This window comes from Actinomyces naeslundii (assembly GCF_001956585.1).
Lineage (GTDB): Bacteria > Actinomycetota > Actinomycetes > Actinomycetales > Actinomycetaceae > Actinomyces > Actinomyces naeslundii.
Window position 1 is genome coordinate 102415 of the sequence record NZ_MSRR01000001.1, and the last position, 15416, is coordinate 117830.

Sequence of the window (15416 nt, forward strand, 5' to 3'; positions counted from 1 at the left end):
GATCCGAGGTTGGAAGACAACCAGCATTGATGACACTGCACTGATTGTTGCGGCGAAAGCGTTGAGAACCTGAAGTACGGCAATCGGCACGATGAATCACCTGAGAGGGAAAGGTGGGGAGGGCGTCAACTGGGGATCGCGCTGCCGTCGTCGCCCTCGCCTATACGGATCCGCCAACGGCCCGAGCCGGCGTCGGCCCCTGAGTCCGTAGGTATGCGGACCATGCCCTCCTGGGCGATGGTCGACACGAGTCTGCCGGATGAGTCGAAGACCTGGGCTCGCGCCATGCCCCGGCCACCCTGTGAGGAGGGGGAGTCCTGCACGTAGAGCAGCCAGTCGCCCATGTCCACGTCGCGGTGGAACCACTGTGCGTGGTCAAGGGTCGCCAGACTCATGCCCTCACTGCGCCAGGACAGCCCCTGGCTGCGCAGCACCGGCTCCAGCATCACCTGGTCACACACATAGGCCAGCAGCGCCCGGTGCACGGTCTGAGAGGTCTGCGTCGGGATACGACTGCGCGAACGCATCCACAGATGTTGGCGGCCGGCTCGCTCCCTGGCGGGACGCAGATAGAGGTTGCCCTCCACGTGCCTGAGGTCGAATGCCGCCGTGCGCCCCAGAAAGCGCGCCACCGGGTGATCGATGGTGCGGAAGATCTCCAGGGCGCTCGTCAGGTCCTCAGGCCGCGGTACCGAGGGGGCCGTTACGTGAATGTCAGCCCCCTCCTGCTCCTCCTGGAAGGAGGTGAGCATCGTGAGGATCGACGTGCCTTCCTGGGAGGCCGCAGTGCGTCGCTGGGAGAAGGATCGGCCGTCGTGCAACCGCTCGACGGCGAAGCTGATCGGCTTGTCCGGCTTACCGCCCCGCATGAAGAAGGCGTGGACCGAGTGCGGCAGACGCTCCCCGTCGCCGTCGTCCTCGACCGTGGCGGCGGCGGCGAGCATTCCCTGGGCAACCACCTGACCGCCGTAAACCCGGCCCGAGAGCTGCGGCAGGGAACCGCCGGTGAAGAGATCCTCCCCATCTCCCGCCGCCAGGCCGAGGACCCGGGTCACTGAGCCGAGGGGCTCCTCCGTGGCGGCGGGGACGGGGTAGGGGCTGGTCACAGACCGAGCTCCTCCAGGATCGGAAGCTTGGCGCGCACGGCGGCGCGAGCGTCCTCGGCGGTGGCCGCGGCGATGGCGATCTTGGCCAGCTCCCGGCACTCGTCGAGGGTGACGGACTTCAGAACGGCGTCGACATCTGGCAGTGCGCGTGCCGTCATCGACAGCGAGGCGACGCCCAGGCCCACCAGCACCGTTGCCAGCGCCGGGTCCGCAGCGGCCTCACCGCACACGCCCACTGGCCGACCCTTGGGAGAGGCACCCTCGCATGCCGTGCCGATCAGACGCAGCACGGCCGGCTGCCAGGCCGTGGACAGGTCGGCCAGCGAGGACAGCAGGCGGTCGGCCGCCATGACGTACTGGGTGAGGTCGTTGGTGCCCACGGAGGCGAAGTCCGCGTGCTCGAAGAGCTTGTCCGCCATGAGCGCGGCGGAGGGAACCTCGATCATCATGCCGGCCGTCTTCAGGCCGTAGGAGCGCGCCTTCTCCGTGAAGGCCTTGGCCTCGTCGGCCGTGGAGATCATCGGGGCCATCACCCATACCTTCGCCTCGGTGGCGGCCTCGGCCTTGGCCAGCGCCTCGAGCTGGTGCTCCAGCACCTCGGGGTCGCGGCGCGTGGTCCGGTAGGCGCGCACGCCGAGCGCCGGGTTGGCCTCGGTGGCATCGGTCAGGAACGGCAGCGGCTTGTCAGCCCCGGCGTCGAGCGTGCGCACGACGACCTTCTTTCCGGGGAAGGCCTCCAGGACGCCCTGATAGGCCTCCACCTGAGCCTCCACCGTGGGCTCCTCGGGCTGGTCGAGGAAGCAGAACTCGGTGCGGAACAGGCCGATACCCATCGCTCCGGCCTCCGCAGCACTGCGGGCTCCGGCTGCGTCACCAACATTGGCCAGCAGCTGGACCTCGTGGCCGTCCTTGGTGGCGCCGTCGCCGTTGAAGACACGCACGCGCGAGGCGAGCTCGCGGGCCCGGCGCAGAGCGTCCTCGGAGGGATTGATGGTGATCGTTCCCTTGGTGCCGTCCACCAGGACGATGTCACCCTCTGCCAGTGCGTCGGTGACCTCCTCGCCGGTGCCGACGATCGCCGGCATACCCAGAGCGCGGGCCAGGATGGCGGTGTGAGAGGTGGGCCCGCCCTCGGAGGTGATGAAGGCGATGACCTTCTCGGGGTCCAGCAGCGCGGTGTCAGCCGGGGCCAGGTCGGTGGCCACGAGCACGAAGGGCTCGGGCAGGCGGGGAATGCCCGGCATGGGCGACTCGGTCAGGACTGCGACGATACGGTCTCGTACGTCCTGCACGTCGCGGGTGCGTTCCGCCATGTAGCCGCCCAGCGACTCCAGCATCGTGGCCAGCGTTCCGGCTGACTCCCACACGGCACGCTCGGGAACCAGGCGCTTCTCTCGCACCATGGCCTGCGCCGTCGAGGTCAGAGTGGGATCGGCCGCCATCTGTGCTGTGGTCTCAAGGAGGGTGCGGGCCTCGGCCTTGGCCTCGGCGGCGGACAGCTCCAGGCCCTTCTTGACCTGCTGAGCCGCCAGCGCGATGCGCTCGCACTCCTTCTCGACATCGCGGCTGGGCTCGAGAGTGGCGATCTCGGGTTCAGGAATAGGGGGCGCCATCCTGGCGACGGGCCCGGCCACAAGGCCAGGGCTCACACCGATGCCGGACAGGGTTGTGGCAGTGGTGTCGGACGCTGTCATGTGGTGCTCCTCATCGGAGACGAAAGGGATCATCGCTCATTGTGCCCTGACTACGCCCTGAATGAGACGTTTCCGCCAGGGGAATAACGATCTCCTCTGCGGCGTCGTCAAGGCTTCTATCGCGTTCCCATAAGGTTACGTGCGGGAATCTCGTGAAGCGAGGAGGTGCTCGGTGGGAGTGCCGCCTCGTACGGAGCCCCCGGGCTCCTCGCTGCCCCGTCGCATCCTCTCCGTACCGAGACCGGGCTCCCTCGCCGCGAACGGCGTGGAGGTGGGATAAAGTGATCGTGACCACGAAGGACTTCAGCCGCCCGCCCGACCGCATGACAGATGGGGATTGCGAGAGGACGGGAACCGAGAAGGGAATAGCCATGAGTACTGCATCAGACATCGTTGCCGGCCTCGGAGGCCGGGAGAACATCACCGCCCTCGAGCCCTGTATCACGCGTCTGCGTGTGGAGGTTACCGACCAGGCGAAGGTCGATGAAGAGGCGTTGCGGGCGGCCGGCGCCTTCGGCGTGGTGCGTTCCGGCCGCGTCGTCCAGGTCGTCGTCGGCCCGACGGCGGACACCCTCGCCTCGGAGATCGCGTCCCTCTGACTGCGGCCCGGCCGCCGTCGGTCGGTAGGTCGTCCGGCTCCAGCACCCTCATCCTGGAGCCGGACGACCTGTCCGCGGTCATACGACGTCTGGGCGTGCTGCGGCCCATGGCCCCGCCGGTCTTCAACCGGGTGCCGACCCGCCATGCGGTCCTGGACACATGCTTCCCGGGCTCCTGGTACGCATCGGCATGATTCTGGGGCGTCACCGTGAAACAGTTGCAGCAAAACGTCAGCAGGCCCGGTGCGGCGGGTGCACAACCATTCGTCGCTGGGGCACACTTGGACACTGCTAGCCCTTCTAGCGTCTGCGTCCCGTTCCAACCCGGCGGTTCCCCAGGGTTGACGGCGGAGCGCAACCCTCCTCCACGGCACTCCACCGCACATCTGCTCACGCAAGGCTGACCCATGCACATGAATGAGTTCAACGACGACCAGTCACCCGCTTCTGAGAGCCTCAAGCACCTTGCCGAGGCGTATGGTGTCTCCACCGAGTACTGGGACTACCACGGCAACCTCGCCTCCCCCTCGGGCGCCACCCTCAAGGCCGTGCTCACCGCGCTCGGTGTGAGCGCCCGCACCGATGAGGAGATCGAGCGCTCCCTGCGAGAGGTGGAGGACGCTCCCTGGCGCCAGACACTCGCTCCCACCGTAGTCACTCGTGGCGGAGTGGAGTCCACCGTCCCCGTGTACGTCCCCGACGGTGCGAAGGTGCGGGTACGCGTCGAGCTTGAGGACGGTGGGGTCCGAGAGCTGACCCAGACCGAGGACTGGACGGTGCCCCGAGAGGTCGACGGAGTCAAGCGTGGTCGCGCCTCCTTCATCCTGGGAACCGACCTGCCCCTGGGCTGGCACCGGCTCATCGCGGAGGTCAGCCCCGGCTCCGGACAGTCGGCGCCTCAGGGCGCGCACGCCGCTGCGCCGGCCGACGGTGAGGCGGAGACGGTCACGGTGACCTCGGCTCTGGCGGTCACCCCTAACCATCTTGATCTGCCCAAGGCTCTTGGGGAGCGTGGCTGGGGCGTCATGACCCAGCTCTACTCGATTCGTTCGCGGGGCTCCTGGGGAACCGGCGACACCGACGACCTCACCGAGCTCGCCTCCTTCCTGGGGGACCAGGGGGCCGACTTCCTGCTCATCAACCCGTTGCACGCGGCTGAGCCAGTAGCGCCGATGACCCCCTCGCCCTATCTGCCCGTCACCCGCCGCTTCGTCAACCCGCTCTACATCCGGCCTGAGAACATCCCGGAGGTGGCCCGGCTCTCCGGTCCCAAGCGCTCGCTGGTGCAGTGGGCCTTCGAGGAGGTCAAGGACAGCGACCTGAGCGCCGAGCCTATCGATCGGGACACGGTGTGGAAGGCCAAGCATGAGGCCCTTGAGGTCATCTTCTCCGCAGGCCGCTCCTACGCCCGGCAGCGCGACTTCGAGCGTTTCCGTGCCGAGCAGGGCGAGGGGCTGGAGCGCTTCGCCTTGTGGAGCGCGTTGGTGGAGAAGCACGGTTCCCTGGAGACGTGGCCCGCTACGCTGCGCGATCCGGACTCGGCCTATGTGGCCAACGAGGCTCACCTACTGGCCGAGCGCATCGACTTCTTCGCCTGGCTGCAGTGGATCGTCGACGAGCAGCTGGCGCGCGCGCAGGCCGAGGCCCTGGCCTCGGGAATGGCGCTCGGCATCATGGACGACCTCGCCGTGGGCGTGCACTCGCAGGGTGCGGACGTGTGGTCCAACCCGGAGGCATTCGCCTCCGGCGTCACGGTGGGCGCACCGCCGGACATGTACAACCAGCAGGGCCAGAACTGGTCCCAGCCGCCGTGGAACCCCGAGTACCTCGCCCGCTCCGCTTACGCCCCTCTGCGTGACATGGTGCGCACGGTGCTGCGTCACGCTGGTGCGCTGCGCGTGGACCACATCATCGGCCTGTTCCGCCTGTGGTGGATCCCTGAGGGCATGGGGGCCGATTGCGGCGCCTACGTGCGCTACGACCATGAGGCCATGCTCGGCGTCGTCCTCCTGGAGGCATACCGAGCCGGCGCCGTCGTGATCGGCGAGGACCTGGGCACCGTTGAGCCCTGGGCTCGCGACTACCTGGCCAGCCGTGGTGTGCTGGGAACCAGTGTGCTGTGGTTCGAGAAGCAGCACGACGGCTGGCCCCTCCAGCCGCAGGACTACCGGCGTCTGGCCCTGTCCACGGTCAACACCCACGACCTCCCTCCGACAGCCGGCTACCTCGCCGACGAGCACGTCGAGCTGCGTGAGCGCCTCGGCCTGCTCACCGAGCCGGTCGAGCAGGTGCGCACCGAGGCCCGTATCGAGCGCGACCGGATGACGGCCCGGCTGCGTGAGCACGATCTGCTGGGGGAGGCCCCCACCGAGCGTCAGATGGTCGAGGCTCTGCACCGCTACGTGGTACGTACCCCCTCGGTCCTGGTCGGCATCGCGCTGGTCGACGGCGTGGGGGAGCGGCGCGCTCAGAATCAGCCCGGCACTGACCAGGAGTACCCCAACTGGAGGATCCCCCTGGCCGACGGCGCCGGTGAGGTCGTCCTCGTCGACGACCTGCCCGAGAACGCCCGCCTGGGCAGCCTCTTGTCCGTCGTGCGTGATGAGATGACGTCGTCCTCCTGACGTCTGCGTCGGCTTGACCGACGATGACGATGCCGCGGAAGACTGTGGTTCCGGCCGTCCAGGTGATGGCCGGGACCACAGTCCGTTCGTGCGAGGGAGCGACCGCATGCGACCGTGTATGACCGCATGCGGTAGCCCGGCCTCATGCCCAGGTCATGAGCGGGTCTCCGGCTTCAACCCGTTGTCCCGACGGAACCGGGGTCAGGGCGGACTCCTGCCCCTCCAGGGCGATGACGGGGACGATCGGGTTGAGTCCACCTGCCTCGATCTGAACAGGTGACCAGGTGATGGCGGGCTGGCCCGCATCGACCGCTTCGCCCTCGGCCACCAGGAGAGTGAAGCCGCTGCCTCCCAGACCCACAGTGTCCAGGCCCAGGTGGACCAGGATGCTGCGACCGTTGTCATCGGTGATGACATAGGCATGGGGATGGATCTTCGAGACGGTGCCGCTGATCGGTGCCAGGGCGCTGACGTCATCGCCACCAGCACGGTCCGGGATGACCGCTACTCCCGGACCGACGATCCGGCCGGAGAACACGGGGTCGGGAACATCGTCGAGAGCAACGACGACGCCGGCCACCGGTGACCGGACGACTTGGCTCACCGCAGGTCCTCGATGTCTTCTGCGATGGTGTCGGCGTTGGGACCGACGACGACCTGCACGATCTCGCCCAGCTTGACGACCCCGTGCGCACCCGCCGCCTTGAGTGCGGGCTCGTCCACGAGTGATCCGTCCTCGAGCTCGCAGCGCAGACGGGTGATACAGGGCTCGATCTCCACGATGTTGTCGAATCCACCGAGGGCGTCGACGATGCTCTGTGCCTGGGACATGGGTTCCTCCTGGGTCTGACCGGACAGGTGCCGGGTTCTGGGGTGGTGCGTGGCGGTGCCGGAATGGGCGTCAGAAAGTAGCGAAGATGCACTGTCAGGTGATGGCTCCTTCGCCTTACCGGACTAGTGGTCCATACCAGTAGACCATGGTACAGGTCGTCATGGGCTTGTCCAGTGTCGATCGGTGATGTTTTCTTAAGGCCGAGGGCGAGAGGGGCGGAAGGCCGGCTTGGGAGCGGCCACCGGAACCCACAGGGTGTAACGGTCGGCGCGGAACAGGGTGCGCGAGTAGTCGATCGCGCAGTGCTCGTGGAAGGTCCGCCGAGTGATGTCCAGGGTCGGGGCTCCCTCCTGGACGGACAGCAGTGCCGCCTCCTGGGCCGTGGCCGCATGGGCCTCGATCATGTCCTCGCCCCACTCGGGTGCCATTCCGGCCTGGGTCAGCTCTGCGTAGACCGAGAAGTTCGGGCTGGTGCGCAGCAGGTCAGGAAGAAGCGCCGCAGGGATCCAGTTCTCCTCGATGGCCATGGGGATGGCATTGGCGGTCAGTAGGCGACGCAGGTGATGGACCTCGGTGCCCGCCTCGAGCTCCAGCGCAGCCGCCACGGTCTCGCCTGCGGGGACGGTCTCGGTCAGTAGCATGACAACGCCGGGCTCCATCCCGCGCCGCTGCATCTCCTGGGTGAAGGAGGTCAGTCTTACCTGCAGATCGAGCTTCGGGGGTGCGACGAACGTGCCCCTGCCCTGATGGCGCTCCAGGACCCCGTCGACGACGAGGGTGTCAATGGCCTGGCGCACGGTCATTCGGGAGACCTCGAACTGCTCGCACAGCTCACGCTCGGAGGGGACCGGGGAGCCGCTGGCGAGTCCGTTCCTGATGAGCTCCAGCAGATGGTTGCGCACGATGACGTACTTCGCCGGTCTCTTACCTGGGTTCTTGGGCATGGGACTCCCTGGTCGACGGTGGATAGAAGCGGTCAGAAAGTGAACTGGTCGCAACCATTGTTTCCGCTCCGTTGCGTTTGCGTGCCTCATTATGGCTGAAGAGTGCACTCAGTGCTTGACATTGAAAGTTCTTTCGGTTTCTCTGGTGTCACTGGTCCAGACGTGTTCGGAGTCGAGCCGTCCAGACCGCCACCGTCATGGCGGGCAGCCATGCGGGCAACTCCGATGCGGCAGTGACGCCGCTTGATCCTGAACTGGAGAACATCGTGGCAGACAAGAGGAAGAAAACGAGTGGCGCCTTCGCACTCGCTCAGCGGCTGGGGCGATCGCTGATGCTGCCGATCGCCACTCTTCCAGCGGCGGGCCTGCTGCTGCGTCTGGGGCAGGCGGACATGCTGGGAGCCGACGGACTGGCTAAGAACCTGTCCTGGTTGCAACCCGTCGCAGACGTCTTCGCAGCGGCCGGTGGAGCGGTCTTCGACAACCTGCCCCTCATCTTCGCCGTCGGCGTCGCCGTGGGGTTCGCCAGGAAGGCCGATGGCTCCACTGGGGTGGCTGCCCTGTTCGGCTTCCTCGTCTACCGCGCAGTCACCTGGACCATGTCGCCCATCATTATGGGCAAGCCTGAGCCATTGAGCCAGGAGGCTCTCGACTGCCTGCACGGCTTCGATCCCGCCAAGGGGGAGATCGCTCAGGTAGGCCCTTGGAACCAGGGCGTCAAGATCTGTGACATTCCCACCCAGACACCCATCAACTACGGGGTCCTCGGCGGTATCGTCATCGGCGTCGTCGCCGCCCTGCTCTGGCAGCGTTACTACCGCGTCAAGCTGCCAGACTGGCTGGCCTTCTTCGGAGGGCGCCGCTTCGTCCCGATCATCACCTCCGGTGCCGCGCTCGTCATCGCCCTGGCGATGTCGGCGCTCTACCCGGCCTTCAACTGGCTCATCAACGAACAGCTCGGCGGCTGGCTCATCAATGCCGGGAACTCCAAGGGGCTTGCCGGCGCCCTGGCGGTCTTCGTCTTCGGCACGGTCAACCGGCTGCTCATCCCCTTCGGCCTGCACCACCTGCTCAACTCGGTGCCCTGGTTCCAGCTCGGATCCTGCCAGACGGCCTCGGGCGGCACCGCGCACGGCGACCTGACCTGCTTCTTCCAGGGCGTGGACGGTTCGAACTCGTGGACCGGAGGCTTCATGACCGGATTCTTCCCGATCATGATGTTCGCCCTGCCCGCAGCCGCGCTGGCCATCTGGCACACCGCCAAGCCCGCCAAGCGCAAGGCGACCGGCGCCCTCATGATCTCGGTTGCTCTGACCGCCTTCATCACCGGCATCACCGAACCCCTTGAGTACGCCTTCGCCTACGTGGCCTTCCCGATCTACGCCGTCCACGCGGTGCTGACCGGGTCCTCCCTGGCGATCGCCAACCTCCTGGGCGCGAAGGACGGCTTCTCCTTCTCCGCCGGGGCGATCGACTACCTGCTCAACTTCGGCAAGTCCTCCGAGCTCTCCGGCGGTGTGGTCCAAGGCCCGCTCATGATCGTCATCATGGGGCTGCTCTACGCCGTCATCTACTACTTCCTCTTCCGCTTCCTCATCATCAGGTTCGACTTCAAGACCCCGGGTCGTGAGGACGACGACGTCGACGCCTTCGCCGCCGCCCAGGCCGCTGCCGCGAAGTCCACGGGCAAGAAGGCCGAGGAAACGCGTCGGCGCTGAGCGGTTCCGACAATCATCACTCACCTGGCCGGGGCCGGGCGCATCGTGCGTCCGGCCCCGGCCAGTCCCTCTCTCGATCCCGCTCCGAGTGAGTTCCCGAAGCGGCTACTCGCCGGTCTCAGCCGCCTGGGCTCTGGCCACACGTCGGGTGTCGTCGAGGTTCTCGCGCACGATCCGCCTGAGGGCCGCCGGCGCCTGGGCGTGGGACTCCAGCCAGCCCTCCAGAGCAGCAGCCGGGTCCGCCCCGTCCAGGCCCACCGTGGCGCAGGACCACAGGCCGGTCAGCAGGTTCTCCGCCATGTGGAAGGTGCGAGAGGACCACAGGGAGTCGATCGCCTCCACGTACTCGCTCACGAAAGGCACCAGCAGGTCGGGTCGGCGCTCGACACTGGTCAGGCCGCGCAGCACGCGTACCTGGGTCTCGTTGGGCATGGAGGCGTCATCGACGAGCGCCCGCCACGTGGCCTCCTTCGCCTCCGGTGTCGGGATGGCGGCACGGGCCTCGGCGGCGCGCTCCCGTCCCGTGGTCGTGCGGTCCCGGGCCTCCTCGGCGTGGATCCGCTCCTCACCGAAGCGGCCGGCAGCCACCAGTCCGGTCAGCAGGTCCCAGCGCAGGTCCTGGTCGACATCGAGACCCTCAAGTGCCGAGGTGCCTTCCAAGAAGCCGGCCACGACGTCGAGCTGCTCACCGGTCACTGCGTGGGCGGCCACGGCACGTATGAGCTGAAGCTGCTTGTCGCTTCCGGCCTGGGCCGCCCGGGCCAGCTCCAGCAGGCGGTCAGCGGTGCCAGGCGCGAGGTCTCGGCGCACGGCCGGGGGCAGGAAGGCCGACAAGCAGGTGGTGATCCGCCCCAGGAGGCCCTGGATGACCGAGGAGTGCTCCTCGACGTCCAGTGCTTGCAGTGCCGCCTTCAGGAAATGGGAAGCGGCGAGCTCGCCGTCGCGCACCATGTCCCAGGCCGAGGCCAGGACGATCGAGCGGGGCAGGGACTCGGCGAAGGCCTCGATATGCGTGAGCCCATGAGACAGGGACTCCTCGTCGAGACGGACCTTGGCGTAGGTGAGGTCGTCGTCGTTGAGGACGAGGACATCCGCCCGCTTGGCACCGACCAGCTCGGGGACCTGTGTCAGCTCACCATCGACGTCGAGCTCAATGCGGTTGGTGCGCTCCAGGTGCGTATCGGCGCCCTGGCCGGTCGGGCTGTAGGAGCCGATCGCCACCCGGTGAGGGCGCAGTGATGCCGGCGAGTCGGCCGGGATCTCCTGACGGACGGCTGCCTGGGTGATGACGCCGTCGGCGTCGGTGACGACTTCCAGGCGCAGGGTTGTCACGCCGGCCTCCTGGAGCCACAGACGGGTCCAGCTGCTCAGGTCACGGCCCGAGACCGCCTCCAGCTCCCGGAGCAGGTCGCCCAGCTCGGCGTTGGAGTAGGCGTGCGCCGCCAGGTATCGCTGGATGCCGGCGAAGAAGTTCTCCCGGCCCACGTAGCCCACGAGGGCGGCCAGCACCGAGGCCCCCTTTGCGTAGGTGATGCCGTCGAAGTTGACCTCGACATCGTGGAGGTCGTTGATCTCGGCGGCCACGGGGTGAGTGGAGCTGAGCTGGTCCTGGTTGTAGGCCCAGCTCTTCTCCAGGGTCTGGAAGGTCGTCCAGGCCTGGTCCCACCGGGTGATCTCAGCAGTGGCCAGGGTGGAGGTGAACTCGGCGAAGGACTCATTGAGCCACAGGTCGTTCCACCAGGTCATGGTGACCATGTCGCCGAACCACATGTGGGCCAGCTCGTGCAGGATGGTCACGGCCCGTCGCTCGACGCGGGCCTCAACGGGGCGGGAGCGGAAGATGTAGTCGTCACGGTGGGTGACGCAGCCGGCGTTCTCCATCGCCCCGGCGTTGAACTCGGGTACGAAGATCTGGTCGTACTTGGTGAAGGCGTAGGGCGTTGCGAACAGGTCCTCGTAGTAGGCGAAGCCCCGTTTGGTCAGGTCCAGGATCTCCGCTGAGTCCATGTGCTCGACCAGGCTCTTGCGGCAGTAGACGCCCAGGGGAACGGTGCGCCCGTCGCTCGCCACATACTCATCGGTGGCTCCCACGTAGGGGCCCGCGACGATCGCGGTGACGTAGGAGCTCATCGGCTCTGTGGGGGCGAAGGCGAAGGTGTGGGCGTCACCCGAGCCGTCGGAGTCCTCAGTGGGAGTCGGCTCGGGCGTGGGGGAGTTGGACAGCACCGTCCAGCTCGACGGGGTGGTGACGGTGAAGGTGAAGGATGCCTTGAGGTCCGGCTGCTCGAAGACGGCGAATACGCGCCGGGAGTCGGGTACCTCGAACTGGCTGTAGAGGTAGGTCTCGCCGTCGGCCGGGTCGGTGAAACGGTGCAGTCCCTCTCCGGTGTGCATGTAGGCGCAGTCAGCAACGACGACCAGCTCGTTGTCGGCGGCCAGCCCCGTCAGGGTGATGCGTGAGTCCGCATAGACCTCAGCGGGGTCGAGGGCACGCCCGTTGAGGGAGATGGAGTGGACGACGGGGGCGATCAGGTCGATGAAGGTGGAGGAGCCCTGTGTGGACGTGAACCGTACGGTCGTTGATGATCCGAAGACAGTCTCACCGCGTGTGAGATCGAGGGTGACGTCGTAACTCCGGGTGTGCACCGTCGCGCTGCGATCGGTGGCCTCGAGACGAGTCAGGTTCTGACCGGGCATAAGAGGAACTCCTGTATAAGAGGGAAACGCGGCTCATGGGGCGCCGGGCGATTGTCTCATCTTCCTGTCTCAGGTGGTGCGCCCGGGGTGCACGACAACGTCGCCGGGGAGACGACACATGAGCATGTCGTCTCCCCGGCGACGGAAGGCAGTTCTCCTGATGCCAGGAATCTCACTCAGGAGACTGGCCGCAGAGCGGCTCAGGCCTTGTTGCGGCGACGCAGGAGCAGAACCGCCCCTCCGCCGACCACGAGAAGCGCGGCGATCCCGCCGAAGATCATGCCGTTGGCACCGGTGTGAGCCAGGGACCGGTCGGATTCGCCGGTCTTCGTCTCACCAGCGGCCTTGTTCTCGGAGGAGGAGTCCTTGGCGCTTGAGCCAGAGTTCTTACCGCCCTCCTCGGCCCGGTTGTTGACCTGCTGCTCGGCCGCGGCCTTGTTGTCCTTGCCGTTGGCCTGGTTGTTAGCGCCGTTGGCCTGCTGCTCGGCTGCGGCCTTGTTGTCCTTGCCGTTGGCCTGGTTGTTAGCGCCGTTGGCCTGCTGCTCGGCTGCGGCCTTGTTGTCCTTGCCGTTGGCCTGGTTGTTAGCGCCGTTGGCCTGCTGCTCGGCTGCGGCCTTGTTGTCCTTGCCGTTGGCCTGGTTGTTAGCGCCGTTGGCCTCGGAGGCGGAACGCTCAGTGGACTGGCTCTCGGAGGTGGAGGTCTCAGACTTCTGGCTCTCAGAGGTGGAGGTCTCAGACTTCTCAGACTTCTGGCTCTCGGAGGTCTCGGAAGAGCCGCCGTTCTTCTGGTTGTCACCACCGCCGTTGTTGGCGCCGGCCTTGTTCTCGGTGCGCTCACGCTCGGTCTTCTCCGAGGTGTCACCACCGCCGTTGTTCTCGGTGGTCTGGCTCTCGGTGGTTCCGCGCTCAGTGGTGGTGCTCTCGGAGGTCTCGATGGTGAAGGTGTGCTCCGAGACCCTGGTCACGGTCTGGCTCGTGGCCGTCTCGCTGTGGTGGGAACCGGTCAGCACCAGGAGGTACTCGCCGTTGGCCGCGTCGGTGGGCGCGGGCAGGTTGCCCTGGAGGTTGCCGTTGGCGTCAACCGTCAGCTCTCCGAGGGTGTAGGTGATGCTGGAGTCGCTCTTGCTCTTGAGCACGACAGTCACCGTCTCGCTGGCGTAGAAGCCCTGGGCGTTGAAGGAGAAGGTCTGGCCCTGGCTCTCCGTACGGGCGGAGACCTCGTAGGAGCCGGTGATGCGCGTGTCGTCGAAGTAGATCTGAGTCTGCTGCTGCGTAGTCACCTGGGTCATCTCGGTCTGGCCGCCGTTGGTCGTGCAGCCGGCGCCGATCTTCCACCCCTCGGTGGTGGTGGCAGCAGAGGTGCCGATGGACTTGATGAGCGCTTCCAGGTCAAGGTCAGCGGACCAGTTGCCGTCGGCGGCCGCTTGGGTCTTGACGACGTCGGAGACAGAGCCGTCCGGGGCGTACAGCGCGATACCGACAGTGGCCTGCTCCCCGGTGCAGCCGCTTCCCGAGACGGTGAAGGACGTGTTGGTGCTGGCGGAGACGAAGGTCTTCTCCTGGGTGATCTTGAAGCTGCTGCTTGAGGTGGTCTCGCTGGAACCGCTTGGGCTGGCCTTGGGGGAGCCGCTGGGGCTCGGGGCGCTTTCGGAAGGGCTCGGGCTGCTCGTGGTGCTCGGGCTGCTGGGTGCACTTGGGCTGCTCGGGCTGCTGGGTGCGCTCGGGCTGCTCGTGGCGCTCGGGCTGCTCGGACTGTTCCGGTTGGAGTTATTTGCAAGAGCAGGGGAGGCAATGAGAGAGGCTCCAGTCATTGCGGCCACTGCGCTCGCCGCGGCAAGGGGACGTCCAAGACGCATGTGTCCTCCTAGGTCTACGGGGAACGATGGCTGCCGGCGACCTGATTCTTCACCGGCTCGTTATCTACCGTAACGAGGAATATGGCGATGTCGTGGGTATGTCATGTGATCCCCAACACTTCAATGAGTGGCCTCACTCACGTGACAAAAACGATGATCGTTGAGGATCCTCCTGAAATGCTGAAATCCTGGGGAATACATGCGACTTCGGTAGCGGGGTGATCAGGAGCCTGATGGATGGCAGGTCTTGGGGCTGTATCCGTAGCCGGCCAGCAGATCGCGAGACTGCCGGTTGGGGGAGATGATGATCGATTCGTCCCGAGGCCCGGTCGGCAGGTCGATGATCGTGGTGGTCCCGGTCTTCTGTGCCTTGGCCGCGCTGCGTGCCAGGACGATCAGGTCACCGAGCCCGCTTCCTGAGTCCAGGGTGATGTTGCCTGCCACTGTATGTGCCAGACGGTGGAGCGTCACAGGATTACTGGACTCCTGTCCGACGGCGGACAGAACCGCCTGCATCACCATGGTGGTGGACTGGTTGCGGCGCTGGGCGCCGTCGGCCTCGCTCATGGCCTCCCAGGTGCCGTTGCGCAGGATCTCCGGGTGTCGGGAACGGACGAGGGCAAGAGCGTCGATCCCTTTGAGCCGGTGACGGCCGGTCGAGGTGAGGTTCAGTCCGGTATACGCGTCCCGAACAGGTTGTGGGACATCCACCTCGACCCCGCCCAGGGAGTCGATGATCTTGGCGAACTGCGCCATGTCGATGGTGACCAGATGCGTGGTGGGGATTCCCAGGCCGGTGCACAGGGCGTTGACCGTGTTCTGCGGTCCGGAGACATAGGTGGTGGCCAGGCGGTCCAGCTCCCTGTCCTTGCTGTTGATAGTCAGGTCTCGGGGCAGGTTGATGATGGTGAGTCCTGCCTCGGAGGGGCGCGCCAGGGCGAGGACATCGGCTCGGGTCCCCTCCACCTCCTGAGTGGTTCCGTACCGGCTCTGATCTCCCGGTACGGTGGTACGTGAGTCCGTCCCTAGGATCAACCAGGTCTCGCCCGCCGTCGGAGATGACGTGGAGGGCATGGCGATGTCGACGCGTGCAGGGCGATGTGCCAGGACAGCGAGATCGGTCCCCAGGACAAGAGCGGCGGTCATGACCGCGGCACTCAGACCGACAGTGACCCTGCGCCGCATCGGCCACCGTCTCGCGCCCCTGCGGCGGCGTCGCCGGGGCTGGGAGGAGCTGACGTCAGCGCCGTCCGCAGTGTCCTCGGAAGTGGCTGGGGAGCTTGCGTCGTGCTCGTCGTCGGGGGGAGGGCTCATGGTCTCAGTGTCCGCCTCTGGGAAGAGTGGCG

The 15416-nt window shown here is 66.7% G+C and carries 11 protein-coding genes; 3 read left to right on the forward strand and 8 right to left on the reverse strand.

The window, feature by feature from the left end; all coding sequences use genetic code 11:
- Positions 1-125 precede the first annotated feature (125 nt).
- The gene (locus BKH33_RS00415) at positions 126-1106 is read right to left on the reverse strand and encodes an acyl-CoA thioesterase (protein WP_003780815.1); all 981 of its coding nucleotides are present in this window, start codon (positions 1104-1106) and stop codon (positions 126-128) included.
- A complete protein-coding gene (gene ptsP, locus BKH33_RS00420) occupies positions 1103-2800 on the reverse strand; it encodes a phosphoenolpyruvate--protein phosphotransferase (protein ID WP_076142434.1) in 1698 nt (565 codons plus the stop codon). The genes BKH33_RS00415 and ptsP overlap by 4 nt, the downstream gene beginning before the upstream one ends.
- A gap of 323 nt (positions 2801-3123) precedes the next feature.
- Between ptsP and BKH33_RS00425 the strand changes: the two genes are divergently transcribed.
- Positions 3124-3399, forward strand: coding sequence for a PTS sugar transporter subunit IIB (locus BKH33_RS00425; RefSeq protein WP_076067990.1), 276 nt, complete (start codon positions 3124-3126; stop codon positions 3397-3399).
- 413 nt (positions 3400-3812) lie between these two features.
- Positions 3813-6023 (forward strand): 4-alpha-glucanotransferase, encoded by a 2211-nt coding sequence (malQ, locus tag BKH33_RS00430; protein WP_043539656.1) that lies wholly within the window; start codon positions 3813-3815, stop codon positions 6021-6023.
- 142 nt (positions 6024-6165) lie between these two features.
- On the opposite strand, the gene BKH33_RS00435 is transcribed toward malQ, so the two are convergent.
- From BKH33_RS00435 to BKH33_RS00445, 3 genes are all read right to left on the reverse strand, one after another.
- Positions 6166-6627 (reverse strand): PTS sugar transporter subunit IIA, encoded by a 462-nt coding sequence (locus tag BKH33_RS00435; RefSeq protein WP_043539650.1) that lies wholly within the window; start codon positions 6625-6627, stop codon positions 6166-6168.
- On the reverse strand, positions 6624-6854 hold the full coding sequence (locus BKH33_RS00440; RefSeq protein WP_003784439.1) for a PTS sugar transporter subunit IIB: 231 nt from the start codon (positions 6852-6854) through the stop codon (positions 6624-6626). The genes BKH33_RS00435 and BKH33_RS00440 overlap by 4 nt, the downstream gene beginning before the upstream one ends.
- Before the next feature lie 195 nt (positions 6855-7049).
- On the reverse strand, positions 7050-7799 hold the full coding sequence (locus BKH33_RS00445) for a GntR family transcriptional regulator (RefSeq protein ID WP_003784430.1): 750 nt from the start codon (positions 7797-7799) through the stop codon (positions 7050-7052).
- A 197-nt stretch (positions 7800-7996) separates the two neighbouring features.
- Between BKH33_RS00445 and BKH33_RS00450 the strand changes: the two genes are divergently transcribed.
- Positions 7997-9517: a PTS transporter subunit EIIC gene (locus BKH33_RS00450; protein ID WP_050998539.1), complete on the forward strand. Its 1521-nt coding sequence runs from the start codon at positions 7997-7999 to the stop codon at positions 9515-9517.
- A gap of 105 nt (positions 9518-9622) precedes the next feature.
- Here BKH33_RS00450 and pepN read toward each other — a convergent pair whose 3' ends face one another.
- The 3 genes from pepN to BKH33_RS00465 form a co-directional block, all read right to left on the reverse strand.
- The gene (gene pepN, locus BKH33_RS00455) at positions 9623-12214 is read right to left on the reverse strand and encodes an aminopeptidase N (protein WP_076142424.1); all 2592 of its coding nucleotides are present in this window, start codon (positions 12212-12214) and stop codon (positions 9623-9625) included.
- A gap of 200 nt (positions 12215-12414) precedes the next feature.
- Positions 12415-14070, reverse strand: a complete 1656-nt coding sequence (locus tag BKH33_RS00460; RefSeq protein WP_076142426.1) for an LPXTG cell wall anchor domain-containing protein — start codon at positions 14068-14070, stop codon at positions 12415-12417.
- A 222-nt stretch (positions 14071-14292) separates the two neighbouring features.
- The gene (locus tag BKH33_RS00465) at positions 14293-15384 is read right to left on the reverse strand and encodes an LCP family protein (protein WP_043539648.1); all 1092 of its coding nucleotides are present in this window, start codon (positions 15382-15384) and stop codon (positions 14293-14295) included.
- Positions 15385-15416: the final 32 nt, after the last annotated feature.

Excerpts from the sequence above, each read along its gene's own strand:
- ptsP (WP_076142434.1), bottom strand. The coding sequence starts at position 2,800 with ATGACAGCGTCCGACACCACTGCCACAACCCTGTCCGGCATCGGTGTG.
- BKH33_RS00425 (WP_076067990.1), top strand. The coding sequence starts at position 3,124 with ATGACAGATGGGGATTGCGAGAGGACGGGAACCGAGAAGGGAATAGCC.
- malQ (WP_043539656.1), top strand. The coding sequence starts at position 3,813 with ATGAATGAGTTCAACGACGACCAGTCACCCGCTTCTGAGAGCCTCAAG.
- BKH33_RS00440 (WP_003784439.1), bottom strand. The coding sequence starts at position 6,854 with ATGTCCCAGGCACAGAGCATCGTCGACGCCCTCGGTGGATTCGACAAC.
- BKH33_RS00445 (WP_003784430.1), bottom strand. The coding sequence starts at position 7,799 with ATGCCCAAGAACCCAGGTAAGAGACCGGCGAAGTACGTCATCGTGCGC.
- BKH33_RS00450 (WP_050998539.1), top strand. The coding sequence starts at position 7,997 with ATGGCGGGCAGCCATGCGGGCAACTCCGATGCGGCAGTGACGCCGCTT.
- pepN (WP_076142424.1), bottom strand. The coding sequence starts at position 12,214 with ATGCCCGGTCAGAACCTGACTCGTCTCGAGGCCACCGATCGCAGCGCG.
- BKH33_RS00460 (WP_076142426.1), bottom strand. The coding sequence starts at position 14,070 with ATGCGTCTTGGACGTCCCCTTGCCGCGGCGAGCGCAGTGGCCGCAATG.
- BKH33_RS00465 (WP_043539648.1), bottom strand. The coding sequence starts at position 15,384 with ATGAGCCCTCCCCCCGACGACGAGCACGACGCAAGCTCCCCAGCCACT.